A 16,668-nucleotide genomic window follows, 5' to 3' on the forward strand; every position below is an offset into this window, starting at 1 on the left:
GCAGGCCGTTGTCCCGAATCTAGCGGCCCATGAATTCCAGCACGGAGCGGGCGGCCCGCAGACCCGGGGCCTCGCCGCCCTCGCCCAGACGCTGCATCGTCAGTTCCATCGCCGCCACCTGACCGGCCCGCGTCTCGGGATCGTCGAGGATCTGCGAAAGCTTCTCCGAAATCAGTCGGGGCTGGCAGTTGGGCCCCAGAAACTCGGGGATCTCGCGGGTATCCGATACCAGATTGACCAGCGTGACCGTATCGATCTTCATCATGTTCCAAACGATATGCCATGTGATGCGCGAGGCATCATAGGCAATGACCATCGGTGTGCGGTTGGCCGCCAGTTCGAGCGAGACCGTGCCCGAGGCCGCAAGCGCCAGATCGGCTGCGGCAAAAGCCGCACGTTTGTCCTCGGTGGCTTCGACCACGATCGGGGCCACCGGCCAGCGCGCCGTCATCTGCCGCACGAATTTCGACACCCCCCGCACGGTGGGCACCACGACCCTCAGGCCCGGCTCCCGGTCGCGCAGCTGCATCAGCGCCTCATCGAACCGCGGCCCCAGACGCGAGACCTCGGATTTGCGCGATCCGGGCAGGCACAGGACGAGCGGCTGGTCCGCCCCGATCATATGGGTCTCGCGGAAGGCGCTCGCCTCCTCGCGGCTGGCCAACGGCTCGGTCACGACCGGATGGCCCACGAAATCACAGCTCATTCCGGCTGCTTCCATATAGGGCGGTTCGAAAGGCAGCAGGGCCAACACATGATCGACCGTCTTGGCCATCTTGGCCGCGCGCCCTGCCCGCCACGCCCAGACAGATGGAGCGACGTAATGCACGACCTTCTGCGACGGATGGCTCTGTTTTACGATCTTATGGACACGCAGGCAGAAATCGGGGCTGTCAATGGAGATCACCACATCGGGTCTCTCCGCGATGACCGCCTCGGCAGTCTCTCGGATGCGGCGTTTCAGCTCGCGGTATTTCGGCAGGATCTCGGCAATGCCCATGACCGAGAGTTCTTCCATCGGGAAGCGCGAGGGCAGCCCCTCTTCTTCCATGTGCTGGCCACCGATCCCGGTGAACTCGACCTCCGGCACCATTGCCTTAAGACCCGCCATCAACGCGCCACCGAGCTTGTCGCCCGAGGGTTCACCCGCGATGATGAAGACCCGCATCAGGGACGCACCCAGAGGAAGAGACCGGCTTCTGTCGCAGCCGCAGCGGTGGCCGCCTGATCGAGCACCATCACGCCGCCGGCTTCGATCACGATGCCCTTGAGCCCCGCTCTGGCCACCTGCGCAACCGTCTGCGGCCCGATCACCGGCAGATCGATCCGTCGGTCCTGGGTGGGCTTGGGGGCCTTGAAGAACACGCCGCCGCCCGGGTTGAGCGCCTTGTGCTGTGCCACGAACTCGAGCATGGCATCGGTGCCGGGCTGGGTTTCGACGGCCAGACATAGCCCGTTCGAGACCACACATCCCTGCCCCACATCTGCCTCGCCCATCGCGGCATGGATGGCCGCGGCGCGTTCGGCATCTTTCTCGTCGCGCTCGCTGATCGTGCCCAGACGGAATCCCGCAGGCGGCAGAAGCTGCGGCAGGATCTCGTGGATCCCCAGCGTCTCGATCTCCCATTCGGAAAACAGCTCGATCACCGCGCGCAGCGTCGCATCATCGCCCTGTTGCATGGCGCCCACCAATCGCGGGACAAGCTGCGCGGTCTTGAGATCGAACATCTCGGGTTCGATCTTGGGACGCGACAGCGATCCCGCAAAGACCACATGCGTGACCCCGCGCGAGACCAGCTCGTCGAGGAACGGCACCAGACGCTCGAAACGGAAGCGCAGGACCTCGCCCTCCACCTCGCAAGGGAACCCGTCCATCTCGCAGACGGTCAGCCCCGGCACGGCTTGCGCCAGCATTTTGGGCGCCGCCCCTTGGCCTGCGATCAATGCGATGGTGTTGGGGTTCATCTGTCCGTCCATTATGCTGGCCTTACTTATGATGGGGCGTCAGGAAAGAACGATCCGACGGGCCCAGAATGAAATCAAGAACTTCGCGCACCAGCTCGCTGTCGGAGCCTGCCTCGTTCTGTTCACGGGCAACTTCGCGGAAATTGCCTTCGCCAAGGGCTTTGTAGAGATCGCGCAGCGCGGTGATCTCGGCGCGGTCGGTGCCACGGCGCCGCAACCCCACGAGGTTCATCCCCTCGACATGGGCGCGCGGGCCCGCGACCAACGCATTCGGCATGACATCGGCCGTCACCATCGACAAGGCGCCGATCATCGCGCCGCGTCCGATGCGCACCCATTGGTGCACGCCCGAAAGCCCGCCCACGATCGCATCGTCGCCGATATGGCAATGCCCCGCGACCGCCACGGAATTCACCAGAATCACGCGGTCGCCAATGATGCAGTCATGCCCTACATGACACGAAGACATATATAGCCCGTCATCGCCCACGCGCGTCACACCGCCACCGCCTGCAGTGCCGGTATTCATGGTGACATATTCGCGGATACGGTTGCGTTTGCCGATGACCAGACGGGTCTTCTCACCGCGGAATTTCAGGTCCTGCGGGATCTGGCCCAGCGAGGCGAAGGGATAGACCTCCGTCCCCTCGCCGATCTCGGTCGCACCGGTCACCACCACATGCGAATGCAGCGTGACATCCGCCCCGAGAGAAACCTCGGGGCCGATAAGACAGAAGGGACCGATCTTGCAGCCCGCGCCGATGGTGGCGCCCTCTTCGATGATAGAAGAGGCGTGGATCTCGGCAGTGGGATCGATCGCCATGCCCGTCTCCTTACTTGCCGGTCGCCATCATGGCGGTCAGCTCTGCCTCGCAGGCCAGCTCGCCATCGACCAGCGCACGGCCCTCGAATTTCCAGACCTTGCCGCCGCCGCGCAGCAGCTTCACTTCCATGCGCAGAACATCGCCCGGCACCACTTTGCGGCGGAATTTCACCTTATCCATCGACATGAAGTAGACCGACATATCCTTGTCGATCAGGTTCTTGGAGATACCGGTGATCACCGCGGCCGTCTGCGCCATCGCTTCCACGATCAGCACGCCCGGCATGACGGGCTCCTGCGGGAAATGGCCCTCGAAATGCGGCTCGTTCGAGGTGACGCATTTGATGCCTACACCGCTTTCCATGGGCACGATGTCCGTGACCTTGTCTACCAGAAGGAAGGGGTAACGATGCGGCAGCATACGTTTAATGAGCGCCAGATCGGCTTCGGTATAGGGGGCGGCTTCGGTCATTCTTCTGTCCCTTGTATATCTTTTTGCCGACGACGGATCGCCGATCGGGCCGGAGCCATGAAATACCAACCCCCGCAAGACATTGCAAGGTAACCACGCGGGCCACACATCGTAAAACGATACGGGCGTGGTAGAGGTTACGGCGCGGTCGAAAGCGGCGGCATCTCGCCCTGCTCCAGAAGATCGGCACCGTCCTTGGGCGCTGTGGCCTCGGAGGCCGCACCGGAGGCCGGATCGGGCGCCGTGCCGCCGAGCTCCTCGGGCACGGGCTGCGGAATGCCGGATCCGAGTTTGGCATCAACAATATCGCGCATGTCATCGGTCACATCGATCTGAGACAGCCCGCGGATGATCACCCGCCGGTCAATCACGATCTGGGCCCCTTTCTCGCGCAGAAGATCATCCAGAAGCGGCAGCGCCGCTTTCAGAAAAGCCTGCTGCTCGGCCTCGACCTGATGCGCGAGCGCCTCGGCCTTGGCTTTCTGGGCCGCGCGGATACCGGTGGCTTTCTTATCGAATTCAGCGGCCGCCTTCTGGAAGGCCTGCGGGGTCATGCTCGCCCGGCGCTGGGTCAGCGATTTTTCCTCGCTGACCAGGTCATCGGCAATGCGCTTGTTCTCGCTGCCGAGCGAGGCCGTCTCGCGGGCCAACTGCTGCTTGACCCTGCGGGCCCATTCCGAACTCTGGTAAAGCTCGTCCCAATCCAGCGTGAGGATCGGCATATTGGCGGAAACGGCCCCGTCGCGCGTGGCGGAAGGGCCGTTCTGCGCAGCCGTCTGAGCAAGGGCGGGCACCGAGACAAGCGCGGTCAACCCCGCCAGCCCGATCAGCCCGACCCTATGCCGCAGCGACATCATGGATCAGAACTTCGTCGAAACGGTCAGATCGAAGTTCTGCTCTTCGTCGTAATCTTCCTTCACGATGGCTTTCGAGAAGTTCAGACGCAGCGGACCGATGAAGCTGTCCCACAGGACCGAGACACCAATTGCCGACCGCAGGTGGAAGCCGTCATCGACATTTTCCACACCATCGGTATCGTCAAGCCCCCAGACAGAGCCCGCATCGAGGAAGACCGCACCACCGAGTTTGTATTCCTCGGGCAGACCCAGCGGGAACTGTGCCTCCAGACGTGCGACGGCGAAATACTTCCCGCCAAGCGCGTCCTCGTTGGGCGCAGCCGTATCGCGCGGACCGATGCCGTTCGATTCGAAGCCACGGATCTTGTTATTGCCGGTGAAGCGGTCGAGGATCGTGGTGTCGCCCGAGGCCGCGATGATCCCGCCGCCTTCCAGCTCGGCCCGCAGCGTGACCTCGTCGTTCCAGACCTTACGCTGTGCGCGGCCAAGAGCGGTGGTCGTCACCGCCTGCACATCCCCGCCAAGACCCGCGAATTCCTGATCGAAGCGGAACAGGTAGCTGTAACGCGGATCGATATTATTTTCGCTGGTATCATAGGTATAGGTATAACCGACTGCGGATTTCCAGCGCGTGCCTTCCTCGCGGCTAAGGATCGGCGAGGAGCCCGTATCCTCGTCGGCATCATAGTCATCGACACCCGAGAGGCGTTCGCTCGTGAGGTTGTAGCGCAGCTTCAGACGCGCATTCTCGGAGACCGGGAACTCGATCGACGGCTCGATGCCGGCGCGTTCGGTGTCGTAATCCGAGTTGTCATCGCTGGTCGTCGTGTAGAAGACCTTGCCCGTTGCCGCCAGATCGCGACCGAAGAGATAGGGTTCGGTGAAGCTGATGACCGAGCTCTGGTTGTCCGAGGTCGTTCCGATCGACACGGCCAGATGCTGGCCACGGCCGAGGAAGTTGCGCTCGTTGAGGGCCGCCGTAATCCCGAACCCTGCCGAGGCGCCATAGCTTGCGCCGAAGGTCAGCGAGCCGGTGGGCTGTTCGGTCACGTTCACGTCCACGATCACCTGATCGGGATTGGTGCCGGGCTTGGTGTTCACATCGGCATTCGAGAAATAGCCGAGCGCGCGGATACGTTCTGCCGAGCGCTTGATCTCGCGCGGATTGTAGGGGTCGCCTTCGACCGTGTGGAACTCGCGACGGATCACGCGATCCAGCGTTGCGGTATTCCCTTCGATATCGATCCGCTCGACAAAGATCTTCGGCCCTTTCACCAGCGCGAACTGGATATCCAGCGTGCCAGTGCGCGGGTTGCGGGTGATCCGCGGATCGACGCGCACGAAGTTCAGCCCTTCCTGACGGGCTTTCTCTTCCATCCGCGTGACGGCCAGATCGATGGCATTGGGCGAGTAGATCGCGCCGGTGCGGATCTTCGACAGCGGCGCATATTCCGACACGTCGAGACCGTTCACTTCGGAGACCGTCGTGATCTTGCCGAATTTGAACATCTGACCTTCGGAGATGTTATAGGTCATGAAGAACCCGTCACGGTCGCGGGTCATCTCGGAGGAGACGCCATTGACCTGCACATCGGGATAGCCACGCGAGCGGTAGAAATCGGTCAGCAGTTGGCGATCCAGATTGACGCGGTCGGCCACGAAGGTGTCACGCTGGATGAACTGGTGCAGGATACCGGCCTGTTTGGTCTGCAGAACCTGACGCAGGCGGCGGTCAGAAAACGCCTTGTTGCCGGTGAAGGTGATGCGCTGGATCTCGGTGACCGCGCCTTCCTTGATCTCGAAGGCGATATCTACGCGGTTATTCGAGCGGCGGATGACTTTGGGCGTCACACGCGCATTCACACGGCCGCCTTCGGCATAGGCATCGGCGATGAGCTGGGCATCGGCCTCGACGGTTGCCGGATTATAGACGCGACGGCTCTCGGATTTGACGATCTTCGCAAGCGCCTCGTCTTTCAGGCGCTTGTTCCCCTCGAAGGCGATCACGTTGATCGTGGGGTATTCCTGCACATTGATTTTCAGAGTCGAGCCTTGCGGCACCAGCTCGACCGTCTCGAAGAGACCGGAGGATTGCAGCTTCTGATAGGCGGCGTTCAGCTCGCCCGCGCTCATGCTCTCGCCCGCTTTGATACCTGCCGTGCCCAGCACCGTCGCGTTATCGACGCGCTGGTTACCGGTGATCGAAACGCTGGAGAAGCTGTAGCTCTGCGCCCAGACCGTTTCGGGGAGTGCCACGCTGGTAAGAGCCACGGCAAGCGACAGAGCCGCCGGCACGAGAATACCGGAAAATTGTCCAAGACCTTGCCGGCCAGTTTGCCTGTTTGTCATCGCCCTCTCCAGCCTTTCGGCAGCATTATTCGTTAATTGTCGATACCGAGTCTATGCGGGCTTGTCAAAGCGAAGAGCCCCCATTTGATCAATTCGGAAGACAGTGCCCTGATGTCACTGCCTCCCGCCTGCATTCTGCCTCAGGGACAGAGAATATCATTGGACAGACCGAAAAGCATCAGCCCGAAAACAAGCGCCACGCCGATCGACATCAGCACGTTCATGATGCGGTCGGAAGGCGGCTTTCCAGCGATCGCCTCATAGCAATAGAACATCAGGTGCCCGCCATCGAGAACGGGGATCGGAAAGAGATTCAAGAAGCCCACGGCGGTCGACAGGAGCGCGATGAACCAGATGAAATTTTCGAGCCCCGATTTGGCCGCCGCAGCCGAGCCCTGCGCGATCCCGATCGCCCCTTGCAGGTTGCACGAGGAAATATTGCCGAGGATCATGTTGCTCAGCCCCGAGACCGATTGGGTGACAATGCCCCATGTCTGGGACACGGCCCCCGTCAGCGCCTCGCCCAACCCCGTCGGGCGGGTCAGCGGCTCGAAGATGAAGCCCCCCGTCGCCCCGATCATCCAGCGCGTCTCGAAGCCGCCGTCAACGCTGGGCACATCGGTGCGCTTGGGCGTGAGCACCATCTGGGACGTTGTCCGGGTGGCCGCATGCCAGACCGTCAGATCGAGCGGTTTACCCTTGGAGGACGAGACCGCCTGACGCAGATCCTCGAAGGTCCAGATCGGATTGCCATCCACCGCGGTGATCACATCACCTTCCACTAGCCCCGCCGCATAGGAAGCCGATTTGGGGGCGACCCCCGTCAGACGCGGCGGAAAGAGTTGCGGGCCCTCGATCTCCAGCACCTGCCCGTCGCGCGCCACTTGCAGCGGCAGCTGTGCCCCCTCGGGAGCATCGGCCAGCGCCTCGTTGAAGCTAGGGTAATCCGGCGTGGATTTGCCCGCCACGGCCAGGATCTCGTCACCGGTCTGCAGCTGGCCAGTGCCATCGGGCAAGGCGTAAAGCACGCCGACCACGGGCTTGTCGGTCGGCGTGCCAGTATAGAGCATCAACCCCGCAATCACCGCGATCGACAGGATGAAGTTGAAGACAGGCCCCGCCACAACGGTTGCGGCCCGCGCCCAGAGCGGCGCGCCATGCATGGTCTGGCGCAATTCCTCGGGCGTGAGTGCGGCGAGTTCGGCCTCGTCGCCCTTGGCCGAGGCCGCATTGGCATCGCCCCTGAATTTCACATAGCCGCCGAAGGGAAGTGCCGCGATCTGCCAGCGGGTGCCATGTCTATCGACCCGCGAGACCAGCGTGGGGCCGAATCCCAGCGAGAATACATCCGCCTTGATCCCCGACCAGCGCCCGATGATGTAATGGCCATATTCATGCACCGTGACGATAATCGACAGCGCGATCACGAAACTCACAATCGTGTAGAGAAAATTCCCGAGATCCGGCAGCAATTCCACGCGATCAATCCTTGGCTGGGGTCACTGGGTGACTTTGGTCAGAAAACGTCGGGCCAAATCGCGGGCCTCCGCATCGGTATGGGCAATGTTATCCAGACTTATCGCCGTATTGCAAAGGCCTTGACGCGCTGACATCTCCGTCAGCACCTCCTCGACCACACGGGCCATATCGAGAAACCCGATCCGGCCATCGATAAACCCATCGAGCGCGATTTCCTTGGCGGCGTTAAAGGCCGCTCCCGCTGTGCCGCCGATCTCCATCACCTCATAGGCCAGACGCAGCGCGGGATAGCGCGCGGCGTCGGGGGCGCGGAAGGTCAGGCTACCGAGTTTTGCCAGATCGAGGCGCTCGACCGGCAGCTCCGCCCTATCGGGCCAGTTGAGCGCATAGCCGATGGCATGGCGCATATCGGGCGCGCCCATATGCGCCATCAGCGCCCCGTCGCGGAAGCCCACAAGCGCATGGACCATGCTCTCGGGATGGACCAGAACCTCGATCTTCGAGGGCTCCACACCGAAGAACTCGCGCGTCTCGATGATCTCGAGCGCCTTGTTGAACATCGACGCCGAGTCGATGGTGATCCGTTGGCCCATATCCCAGTTCGGGTGGCTCGACGCCTGCGCCACGGTGGCGCCTGCCAGTTTCTCCATCGGCCAGTCGCGGAAGGCGCCGCCCGAGGCGGTGATGATGATCCGCTCGACCGCGTCGATATCCTCGCCCACCAGCGCCTGGAAGATGGCCGAATGCTCGCTATCGACGGGCAGGATGCGGGCGCCGTGTTTCTCGGCCTCGGCCAGCAGAAGCGGGCCTGCGGTCACGAGGCTTTCCTTGTTGGCCAGCGCCAGTGTCGCGCCCTGCCGGAGCGCGCGGAACCCCGGCGCAAGGCCCGCGGCCCCCACGATCGCCGACATCACCCAATCGGTCGGACGCTCTGCCGCCTCGATCAGGGCCTGCGTGCCGGCCGCTGTCTCGATGCCGGTTCCCGAAAGCGCCTCGCGCAGCGCGGGCAGGCAGTCGTCATAGGCGGTTACCGCCAGTTCGGCCTTCAGGGCAATCGCCTGCTCGGCCAGACGCCTGATATTGCGCCCGCCGGTCAGCGCCACGACCTGATGATCGGATCGCTGCAAGAGATCGAAGGTGCTTTCGCCGATAGACCCCGTCGACCCGAAAACTGTAACGCGCATTGATTTAACCGGCTGCCGTCAGCGGCAGCTCTCCGAATTGTGCAAGAATGAGAAGCACCAGCACCACGCCGATCAGAGCATCGAACCGGTCCAGCACGCCGCCATGGCCGGGGATCAGCGAGGAGCTGTCCTTTACCGCCGAGCGCCGCTTCAGCCAGCTCTCGAAAATATCACCCAGCTGTCCGGCAAAGGCCAGAAGCGGCGACATCCAGATCAGCGCCGTGCCGCCGCCGATACGGGTGAAGACAAAGCCCAGGATAAGCGCGCCGATCCAGCCCGCCACCGTGCCCGACCATGTTTTCTTGGGGCTGATCTTGGGCCAGAATTTCGGCCCGCCGACCATGCGGCCCACGAAATAGCCCAGCACATCCGACACCACGACCACACAAATAATCCATGTGATCGCGCCCACGCCCTGCCCCTCGCGCAGCGCCACAAGTCCGTAGCCCGTCAGCATGATCGCCAAAGCATAGAGGGTGAAGAAGCGCCGGTCGCGGCGCGGACGCCAGAGACCGGCGATGGGCGGCAGGATCAGAAGCGGCAGATAGAAGGGCGAATGCATGATCAGGATCAGCGCGAGCGTGCCCGCCGCAATGAGCCCCAGCAGGATCGCCCGCGTGGAGCGGTCGGGCGCGGTCATCGCCGACAGCTCCCAGATCATCAACCCCGTCACAATACAGGCCAGCGCCTTGAAGGCGAGCCCGCCCCATCCGATCGCCACGGCACCGATCACCGCCATTACAATGGCCGATGCGACCCGCTTGCGCAGGTCTCCCCAGCGTCCGGTTGCTGCTGTCATGTTTTCACTCCGCCAAACCGCCGCTCACGATTGCCGAACCGTGCCAGAATATCTTCCAGCTCGTCAGGGCTGAAATCAGGCCAGAGGGTTTTGGTAAATTCGTATTCCGCATAGGCGGCCTGCCATGGCAGGAAGTTCGAGGTCCGTGTCTCGCCCGAAGTGCGGATCACCAGATCCGGATCAGGGAGCCCTGCGGTATCGAGCCGCGCCTCGAGCGCCGCCTCTGCCTCCGCATTCAGCTCGTCCTCGGTGATAAGACCGGCGGCAAAATCGCGCGCCATCTGGGCCGCGGCACGACCCAGCTCATGACGGCCACCATAATTGATGGCCACGGTCATCGTCAGCCGCTCGTTATGCTTGGTGCGCTCCTCGATACTCGCCATCAACTTGGCCAGCTTGCCATCGAGCCGCCCGCGCGCGCCGATAAAGCGCATCCGCACACCGAGCGCGGACAGGCTGTCGGCCTCTTTCTCGATATAGCGCGAGAAAATGGCCATCAGCCCCAGAACCTCTTCGGTCGATCGTTTCCAGTTCTCGGTCGAGAACGCATAGACGGTCAGGTAGCGCACGCCGAGCGTCGGGCAGATCTTGGTGATTTCCTTGATCCGCTCCGCGCCTCTGCGATGACCGGCCAGACGCGGCCAGCCACGGTTCTTGGCCCAACGCCCGTTCCCGTCCATGATGATGGCGATATGGCGCACACCATAATCGACATCGCCTTCCTGCACCGGATCGGACGGCTTGGACCCCGAGAGAGCCTTGCCCTGTTTTCGCCTGTTCAGCGCCATTTGGGCCGCCTTTCGCACGGCACTCTCGTCGAGTGCTTAGACTTGCATAATCTCGGCTTGCTTGGTCTCAAGCGCCTTGTCGACCATGGCGGTGTATTTGTTGGTGAGATCCTGAACCTCGCCTTCCCAGAGCTTCACATCGTCTTCCGACATGCCATTGCTCTTGGCTTTCTTGATCTGGTCCATGCCATCGCGGCGCACGTTACGCACGGCCACGCGCGCGGATTCGGCGTAGGAGGCGGCAACCTTGGTCAGCTCGCGGCGGCGTTCCTCGTTCAGCTCGGGGATCGGCAGCATGATGATGGTGCCGTTGAGCTGCGGGTTGATCCCCAGACCGGACTCGCGGATGGCCTTCTCGACCTTGCCGACCATGCCCTTGTCCCACACATTGATGGTGACCATACGCGGCTCGGGCACGTTGACGGTGCCCAGCTGGTTGATCGGCGTTGCCTGACCATAGGCATCCACCGTGATCGGATCGAGCATGGAACCTGCCGCACGGCCGGTGCGCAGCGAGGCAAATTCGGTTTTCAGCGCACCCATTGCGCCTTCCATGCGGCGCTCCAGATCATCGGTGTCGATTTCGAAATCGTCAGACATGTCGTCTCCGTCTGCTTCTTTATCTTGCTTGAACAGTATCTAGCGCGCAAAGCGCCGCTTGTATAGGCCAAGCGGCCCGTCGCTTTTCAAGACTGATGTCTCAGCCCTGAACGCGCGTATAGGTGCCCTGACCTGCCAGAATTCCTTTGAACCCGCCCGGTTCGTCGAGCGGGAAGACGATGATCGGCAGGTTATTGTCGCGTGCAAGCGCGATGGCCGAGGCATCCATCACCTTGAGGTTCTTCTGCAGCACCTCGTCATAAGTCACATGATCATAGCGCTTGGCATCATCGAATTTCTTCGGATCCTTGTCATAGACCCCGTCGACGCCGTTCTTGCCCATGAAGATCGCTTCGCAATTCATCTCGTTGGCGCGCAGGGTCGCGGCCGTATCGGTGGTGAAATACGGGTTGCCGGTGCCTGCCGCGAAGATACAGATGCGCTTCTTCTCGAGATGGCGAACGGCACGACGGCGGATATAGGGCTCGCAGACCTCGTCCATCGGGATGGCGGAAATCACGCGGGTATGGATGCCGAGCGCCTCGAGCTGTGCCTGCATGCCGAGCGCGTTCATCACGGTAGCGAGCATGCCCATATAGTCGGCCGTGGTCCGTTCCATGCCCTGCGCGCTGCCGGCCAGACCGCGGAAGATGTTGCCGCCACCGATTACCATGCAGATCTCGACGCCCAGATCATGGACGGATTTCACTTCGCTGGCGATGCGGGCAACGGTTGGCGGGTGCAGGCCGTAGCCCTGGTCGCCCATCAGGGCCTCACCCGAGATTTTCAAGAGGACACGTTTATACTTCGCTGCCGGGTGTTGGTCCGCAGACATCTCGGGTTCCTCATTTGTCAGTTGTCATCGGTGCGCAAAATGTCGCAAATGCGCGTCGGGTTCAACTCGGGAAATGATCTTTCGGCGATATTTGGTCGATGGGGTTGGCGAAGCTAGAGACGGAAGGCAGCAGATGCGCGATATCCTGGAAAATCTCGACCCATCGCGGCCCGTCGTGATCGGCGGCGCGACGGCGAGCGGCAAATCGGCGCTTGCGCTCCAGATCGCGCAGGCGCAGGGCGGAGTGGTGGTCAATGCGGATGCTCTCCAGATCTGGGACTGCTGGCGGGTACTGTCCGCGCGCCCCTCGCCCGAGGAAGTGGCACAGGCCCCGCATCTGCTTTACGGCCATAAACACTGTGGCGAGAGCTATTCGGTAGGCCACTGGTTGCGCGAGGTCGGGGATATTCTGGCCGCCCATCAGGCGGGCGGGCCGCGTCCGATCATCGTGGGCGGCACGGGGCTCTATCTGAGTGCGCTGACCGAGGGGCTGGCCGAGATTCCTCCCACGCCCGAGGCGATCCGAGCCGAGGCCAACCGGCGGCGCGAGACCGAGGGACATGCCGCGCTCCTTGCCGAACTGGATGCCGCCAGCGCCGCGCGCGTGGACAGGTTGAACCCCGTGCGGGTGCAGCGCGCCTGGGAGGTGCTACGGGCCACGGGGCGCGGGCTGGCCGCATGGCAGGACGAGACGCCGCCGGCCCTTCTGCCGCGCGATCAGGCAAGTTGTTTCGTGATCGATGCCGAGCGCGACTGGCTGGCCGAGCGGATCGACCGCCGCTTCGATCTGATGCTGGAACAGGGCGCGCTCGAGGAAACGCGGGCGGTGCTACCTGTCTGGGACCGTGACGCGCTCTGGGCAAAGGCGATCGGTGCGCCGGAACTGGTCGACTATCTGCTGAGTCGCGCCACTCTGGCGGAAGCGCGCGCGCGCGCGCAAGCGGCCTCGCGCCAATATGCCAAACGGCAGCGCACATGGTTTCGTGCCCGCATGAAGGACTGGCACAAGATAAAGCGGCCCTGAACCCGCGCTCGCTGCATTCGCAAAAAACACTTGGTCAAAGCCCGCACCCGCCTTACGCTCCGGCATGTGGGGTATATCCGAGTGCTCGGAGTTTTCGAATGGCCGTCTTTTCCTCTAAGTTGTTGCTGACTTCCGCACCGTTTTCCCAACGAGGTGCCCCCGACACCCTGCCCCCACAGACAGGCCCTGCCCATCGGCTGGACACGATCCAGCATATGGCCCAGGGCGGGCGCTGGCGGATGGAGGCGATGCGGGCCCTGTCCGAGCCCTGTCTCTACTGGATCACCCGCGGTCAGGGCCGCGTCACGGTGGGCGGCGTGCAACGGGGTTACGGGGTCCATAATGCGATCTTCCTGCCAGCAGGCGTGATGCACGGCCTCGAACTCGGGGCCAACACCCAAGGGCTCGTGCTGTTCTTCGGGCGCGATCATGACCCGACCCTGCCGGCCAATCCGCAGCATCTGCGGGTCAGGGAGGCCACCGCACAAAGCGAGCTGACCGCCCTTCTTGAGGCACTCAACCGCGAGAGCAGCCAACCAAGGATCGGCTCGGACAGGGCAGCGGAGTTCCAGATGGGGCTGATCTCGGTCTGGCTGGAACGCCAAATAGCCGTTGCACCGCAAGACAGCCTGCCCCCCAAAAACGCGCGCAAGCTAGTGAACCGCTTCACCGCGCTGGTGGAACGTGATTTCCGCTCGAGCCAAACCGTTTCGGATTATGCCCGCCAATTGCGGGTCACGCCCACCCATCTGTCGCGTGTCTGCCGAGATGCCTGCGGGCGGCCAGCCTCCGATCTGCTGCAGGAACGCCGCCTCTACGAGGCACGAAGGCTATTGCTGGATACCCAGATGCCGATCAAGGAGATTGCCGCGCGGCTCGGCTTTCGCAGCCAGACCTACTTCTCGCGCAACTTTCTCGCGCAGACCGGCTCGACCCCCAGTAAATTCCGCCAATCGGGTCATTGAGGCTGGGCACCCGTCCTTGGGTAAACGACACGGCTGCAGTTTGAAAAGCTCGGGGAGAGTTCATCACATAGGAGCCTGTCCCGATCCTTCGCAGGCGGAGCCCATATGCGCCCATGGCCTTTGGTGCAAGATCAAGATCCACTCTTGCGGGAATGCCGCTCAGTAACCGTTGGCAGCCTTGATACGATCCAGCTCGGCGGTGATACGGCTACGCATCGGCCGGACCTGTGCATCGGTCTGTAGAATACGGGACTTATGTGTATCGATAAATTTCATCGCGCGACCATGATCACTCACCGATTGCGGCACATAATCACAGCAGGATGTTTCCAAACCAGTTCTCGCCCGGGCCAGCACATCTGACCCCAAACCCGGCGCAACAATACGGGACTGGTACATTCACTTCCTCCCATCTGCATAGGCAGCTTCCTACCGCCCATGCTTACGAGATTACATGAAAGAGTTAACAGTAATTTAACAAAATACACCCCAGTCCTGATTTATAACAGGGCACTTCCCGCCAAGCGTGCAATTTGGGCAGGAACTGCCTAGCTCTCGGGCAGGTCGCAAATCTCCGAGCGTGTCAGGAAGCGCAAAGGCCGCCCGTTATCGAGCGAGAACTGGCCGCCCCCCAGCCCCGGGATCGCGTCGATGGTGATGTCGGTATGTTTCCAGACCTCATACTGCGCGCCCGAGATATAGACAGGCATGCCGCCGATCTCGCCGAGTTTCACGTCATTCTCGCCGATCCGGAACTCGCCCTGCGGATAGCACATGGGCGCCGAGCCATCACAGCACCCGCCCGATTGATGGAACAGAACCGGCCCGTGATCGGCCACGATCTCTTCGAGAAATGCCAGAGCCACCTCGGTGGCTGTAACCTTTGTCATCGCTTCCTCCTCTCATGCCCCCTGACGAAAATCGCCCGCCCCTCGCGGGTCGGGCGATCCCCACTCGTTACATCCTAACTCGTTAGAAGAAGCCCAACTTGTTGGGGTTATAGCTGACCAGCATGTTCTTGGTCTGCTGGTAGTGATCGAGCATCATCTTATGGGTCTCGCGCCCGATACCCGATTGCTTATAGCCCCCGAAGGCCGCATGGGCCGGATAGGCATGATAGTTATTGACCCAGACACGGCCGGCCTGAATTTTGCGACCGAAGCGGTAGCAGGTATTGGCATCGCGCGACCACACGCCCGCACCGAGCCCGTAGAGCGTGTCATTGGCGATCTCGAGCGCATCATCGGCATCCTTGAAGGTCGTCACCGACACAACCGGCCCGAAGATCTCCTCCTGGAAGACCCGCATCTTGTTATGGCCGCGCAGGATGGTGGGCTGGATGTAGTAGCCGTTTGCCAGCTCACCCGACATCTGTGCCGCCCCGCCGCCGGTCAGCACCTCGGCGCCCTCCTTGCGGCCGATCTCCATATAGGACAGGATCTTCTCTTTCTGCTCGGCCGAGGCCTGTGCCCCGATCATGGTGGCGGCATCGCGCGGGTCGCCCTGAATGATGGCCTGCGTGCGCTTGATGGCACGTTCCATGAACTCCTCGTAGATATCCTCCTGGATGAGCGCCCGCGAGGGGCAGGTGCAGACCTCACCCTGATTGAGTGCGAACAGCACGAAGCCCTCGATCGCCTTGTCGAAGAACGCATCATCCTCGCGGCAGACATCGGAGAAGAAGATATTGGGCGACTTGCCCCCCAGTTCCAGCGTGACCGGAATCAGGTTTTCCGAGGCATATTGCATGATCAGCCGGCCCGTCGAGGTCTCGCCGGTGAAGGCGATTTTCGAGATGCGCTTGCTCGATGCCAGCGGCTTGCCCGCCTCAAGCCCGAAGCCGTTCACGATATTCAGCACGCCGGGCGGCAGGATATCGGCGATCAGTTCGGCAAAGACCATGATCGTGGCGGGCGTCTGCTCGGCGGGTTTCAGGACGATGCAATTGCCTGCCGCCAGCGCCGGCGCCATCTTCCATGCCGCCATCAGGAGCGGGAAGTTCCACGGGATGATCTGGCCCACAACACCTAACGGCTCGTGGAAGTGATAGGCGACCGTATCGGCATCGATCTCCGACATGGTGCCTTCCTGCGAGCGCAGCACACCGGCGAAATAGCGGAAATGGTCGATGGCGAGCGGCACATCGGCCGCACGGGTCTCGCGGATCGGCTTGCCGTTATCCCAGCATTCCGCCGTGGCCAGCAATTCGAGGTTCTCTTCCATGCGGTCGGCGATCGCCAGAAGCACCTGTGCGCGCTGTGCGGGCGAGGTTTTGTGGCCCCAGCTCTCTTTTGCGGCATGAGCGGCATCGAGCGCATCATTGACATCGGAGGCATCCGAGCGGGCGATCTCGCCAATCACGCCACCGGTTAGCGGGGTGATATTATCGAAATAGCGGCCCGCATTGGGGGCCTTGAAGGTGCCACCGATGAAGTTGTCATAGCGGCTGCGGAACGGCGAGACCATCACGCCCTTGAAGTCTGCTGTTAGATCGTTGGCCATTGTCTTTCTCCTCCCAAAGAAATCCG

At 62.2% G+C, this 16,668-nt stretch carries 17 protein-coding genes; 2 read left to right on the forward strand and 15 right to left on the reverse strand.

The window, feature by feature from the left end:
* Nucleotides 1-19 precede the first annotated feature (19 nt).
* The 12 genes from lpxB to pyrH form a co-directional block, all read right to left on the reverse strand.
* Nucleotides 20-1,168 carry a lipid-A-disaccharide synthase gene (gene lpxB / locus VSX56_RS06600; protein ID WP_350935792.1) on the reverse strand — a complete coding sequence of 383 codons (1,149 nt, stop codon included), beginning with the start codon at nucleotides 1,166-1,168 and terminating at the stop codon, nucleotides 20-22.
* On the reverse strand, nucleotides 1,168-1,965 hold the full coding sequence (locus VSX56_RS06605) for an LpxI family protein (protein WP_350935794.1): 798 nt from the start codon (nucleotides 1,963-1,965) through the stop codon (nucleotides 1,168-1,170). The genes lpxB and VSX56_RS06605 overlap by 1 nt, the downstream gene beginning before the upstream one ends.
* A gap of 22 nt (nucleotides 1,966-1,987) precedes the next feature.
* On the reverse strand, nucleotides 1,988-2,788 hold the full coding sequence (gene lpxA / locus VSX56_RS06610) for an acyl-ACP--UDP-N-acetylglucosamine O-acyltransferase (RefSeq protein ID WP_339112644.1): 801 nt from the start codon (nucleotides 2,786-2,788) through the stop codon (nucleotides 1,988-1,990).
* A gap of 10 nt (nucleotides 2,789-2,798) precedes the next feature.
* Entirely contained in the window at nucleotides 2,799-3,260 is a 462-nt protein-coding gene (gene fabZ, locus VSX56_RS06615) for a 3-hydroxyacyl-ACP dehydratase FabZ (RefSeq protein WP_339112645.1), read from the reverse strand.
* Between the two features lie 137 nt (nucleotides 3,261-3,397).
* Complete coding sequence (locus VSX56_RS06620) at nucleotides 3,398-4,117, reverse strand: OmpH/Skp family outer membrane protein (protein WP_350935797.1); 720 nt, start codon at nucleotides 4,115-4,117, stop codon at nucleotides 3,398-3,400.
* Between the two features lie 3 nt (nucleotides 4,118-4,120).
* Nucleotides 4,121-6,466 carry an outer membrane protein assembly factor BamA gene (gene bamA, locus VSX56_RS06625; protein WP_350935799.1) on the reverse strand — a complete coding sequence of 782 codons (2,346 nt, stop codon included), beginning with the start codon at nucleotides 6,464-6,466 and terminating at the stop codon, nucleotides 4,121-4,123.
* Between the two features lie 140 nt (nucleotides 6,467-6,606).
* Nucleotides 6,607-7,953, reverse strand: a complete 1,347-nt coding sequence (gene rseP / locus VSX56_RS06630) for an RIP metalloprotease RseP (protein WP_350936163.1) — start codon at nucleotides 7,951-7,953, stop codon at nucleotides 6,607-6,609.
* A gap of 12 nt (nucleotides 7,954-7,965) precedes the next feature.
* Nucleotides 7,966-9,129 carry a 1-deoxy-D-xylulose-5-phosphate reductoisomerase gene (dxr, locus tag VSX56_RS06635; protein ID WP_350935801.1) on the reverse strand — a complete coding sequence of 388 codons (1,164 nt, stop codon included), beginning with the start codon at nucleotides 9,127-9,129 and terminating at the stop codon, nucleotides 7,966-7,968.
* A gap of 4 nt (nucleotides 9,130-9,133) precedes the next feature.
* Nucleotides 9,134-9,928 (reverse strand): phosphatidate cytidylyltransferase, encoded by a 795-nt coding sequence (locus VSX56_RS06640; protein WP_350935803.1) that lies wholly within the window; start codon nucleotides 9,926-9,928, stop codon nucleotides 9,134-9,136.
* On the reverse strand, nucleotides 9,925-10,716 hold the full coding sequence (gene uppS, locus VSX56_RS06645) for a polyprenyl diphosphate synthase (protein ID WP_350935805.1): 792 nt from the start codon (nucleotides 10,714-10,716) through the stop codon (nucleotides 9,925-9,927). Before uppS ends, VSX56_RS06640 begins: the two co-directional genes overlap by 4 nt.
* A 36-nt stretch (nucleotides 10,717-10,752) precedes the next feature.
* Nucleotides 10,753-11,316 (reverse strand): ribosome recycling factor, encoded by a 564-nt coding sequence (gene frr, locus VSX56_RS06650; protein ID WP_339112650.1) that lies wholly within the window; start codon nucleotides 11,314-11,316, stop codon nucleotides 10,753-10,755.
* Between the two features lie 100 nt (nucleotides 11,317-11,416).
* A complete protein-coding gene (gene pyrH, locus VSX56_RS06655) occupies nucleotides 11,417-12,151 on the reverse strand; it encodes a UMP kinase (protein ID WP_339107381.1) in 735 nt (244 codons plus the stop codon).
* A 133-nt stretch (nucleotides 12,152-12,284) separates the two neighbouring features.
* On the opposite strand from pyrH, the gene miaA reads away from it, so the two are divergent.
* On the forward strand, nucleotides 12,285-13,175 hold the full coding sequence (miaA, locus tag VSX56_RS06660; protein ID WP_350935808.1) for a tRNA (adenosine(37)-N6)-dimethylallyltransferase MiaA: 891 nt from the start codon (nucleotides 12,285-12,287) through the stop codon (nucleotides 13,173-13,175).
* Between the two features lie 98 nt (nucleotides 13,176-13,273).
* On the forward strand, nucleotides 13,274-14,140 hold the full coding sequence (locus tag VSX56_RS06665) for an AraC family transcriptional regulator (RefSeq protein WP_350935810.1): 867 nt from the start codon (nucleotides 13,274-13,276) through the stop codon (nucleotides 14,138-14,140).
* 159 nt (nucleotides 14,141-14,299) lie between these two features.
* On the opposite strand, the gene VSX56_RS06670 is transcribed toward VSX56_RS06665, so the two are convergent.
* From VSX56_RS06670 to adh, 3 genes are all read right to left on the reverse strand, one after another.
* On the reverse strand, nucleotides 14,300-14,539 hold the full coding sequence (locus VSX56_RS06670) for a hypothetical protein (protein WP_350935812.1): 240 nt from the start codon (nucleotides 14,537-14,539) through the stop codon (nucleotides 14,300-14,302).
* Between the two features lie 149 nt (nucleotides 14,540-14,688).
* Nucleotides 14,689-15,030 carry a DUF779 domain-containing protein gene (locus tag VSX56_RS06675; protein WP_339112654.1) on the reverse strand — a complete coding sequence of 114 codons (342 nt, stop codon included), beginning with the start codon at nucleotides 15,028-15,030 and terminating at the stop codon, nucleotides 14,689-14,691.
* 82 nt (nucleotides 15,031-15,112) lie between these two features.
* The gene (gene adh / locus VSX56_RS06680; protein ID WP_339112655.1) at nucleotides 15,113-16,642 is read right to left on the reverse strand and encodes an aldehyde dehydrogenase; all 1,530 of its coding nucleotides are present in this window, start codon (nucleotides 16,640-16,642) and stop codon (nucleotides 15,113-15,115) included.
* Nucleotides 16,643-16,668 lie beyond the last annotated feature (26 nt).

It is taken from the genome of Thioclava kandeliae, assembly GCF_040297545.1.
GTDB classification, from domain to species: domain Bacteria; phylum Pseudomonadota; class Alphaproteobacteria; order Rhodobacterales; family Rhodobacteraceae; genus Thioclava; species Thioclava kandeliae.

Coding starts and splice junctions, on each gene's coding strand:
- VSX56_RS06665 (WP_350935810.1), top strand. CDS start 13,274: ATGGCCGTCTTTTCCTCTAAGTTGTTGCTGACTTCCGCACCGTTTTCC.
- VSX56_RS06675 (WP_339112654.1), bottom strand. CDS start 15,030: ATGACAAAGGTTACAGCCACCGAGGTGGCTCTGGCATTTCTCGAAGAG.
- VSX56_RS06670 (WP_350935812.1), bottom strand. CDS start 14,539: ATGTACCAGTCCCGTATTGTTGCGCCGGGTTTGGGGTCAGATGTGCTG.
- VSX56_RS06605 (WP_350935794.1), bottom strand. CDS start 1,965: ATGAACCCCAACACCATCGCATTGATCGCAGGCCAAGGGGCGGCGCCC.
- VSX56_RS06620 (WP_350935797.1), bottom strand. CDS start 4,117: ATGATGTCGCTGCGGCATAGGGTCGGGCTGATCGGGCTGGCGGGGTTG.
- uppS (WP_350935805.1), bottom strand. CDS start 10,716: ATGGCGCTGAACAGGCGAAAACAGGGCAAGGCTCTCTCGGGGTCCAAG.
- frr (WP_339112650.1), bottom strand. CDS start 11,316: ATGTCTGACGATTTCGAAATCGACACCGATGATCTGGAGCGCCGCATG.
- adh (WP_339112655.1), bottom strand. CDS start 16,642: ATGGCCAACGATCTAACAGCAGACTTCAAGGGCGTGATGGTCTCGCCG.
- miaA (WP_350935808.1), top strand. CDS start 12,285: ATGCGCGATATCCTGGAAAATCTCGACCCATCGCGGCCCGTCGTGATC.
- lpxB (WP_350935792.1), bottom strand. CDS start 1,168: ATGCGGGTCTTCATCATCGCGGGTGAACCCTCGGGCGACAAGCTCGGT.
- VSX56_RS06640 (WP_350935803.1), bottom strand. CDS start 9,928: ATGACAGCAGCAACCGGACGCTGGGGAGACCTGCGCAAGCGGGTCGCA.
- fabZ (WP_339112645.1), bottom strand. CDS start 3,260: ATGACCGAAGCCGCCCCCTATACCGAAGCCGATCTGGCGCTCATTAAA.
- pyrH (WP_339107381.1), bottom strand. CDS start 12,151: ATGTCTGCGGACCAACACCCGGCAGCGAAGTATAAACGTGTCCTCTTG.
- lpxA (WP_339112644.1), bottom strand. CDS start 2,788: ATGGCGATCGATCCCACTGCCGAGATCCACGCCTCTTCTATCATCGAA.
- dxr (WP_350935801.1), bottom strand. CDS start 9,129: ATGCGCGTTACAGTTTTCGGGTCGACGGGGTCTATCGGCGAAAGCACC.
- bamA (WP_350935799.1), bottom strand. CDS start 6,466: ATGACAAACAGGCAAACTGGCCGGCAAGGTCTTGGACAATTTTCCGGT.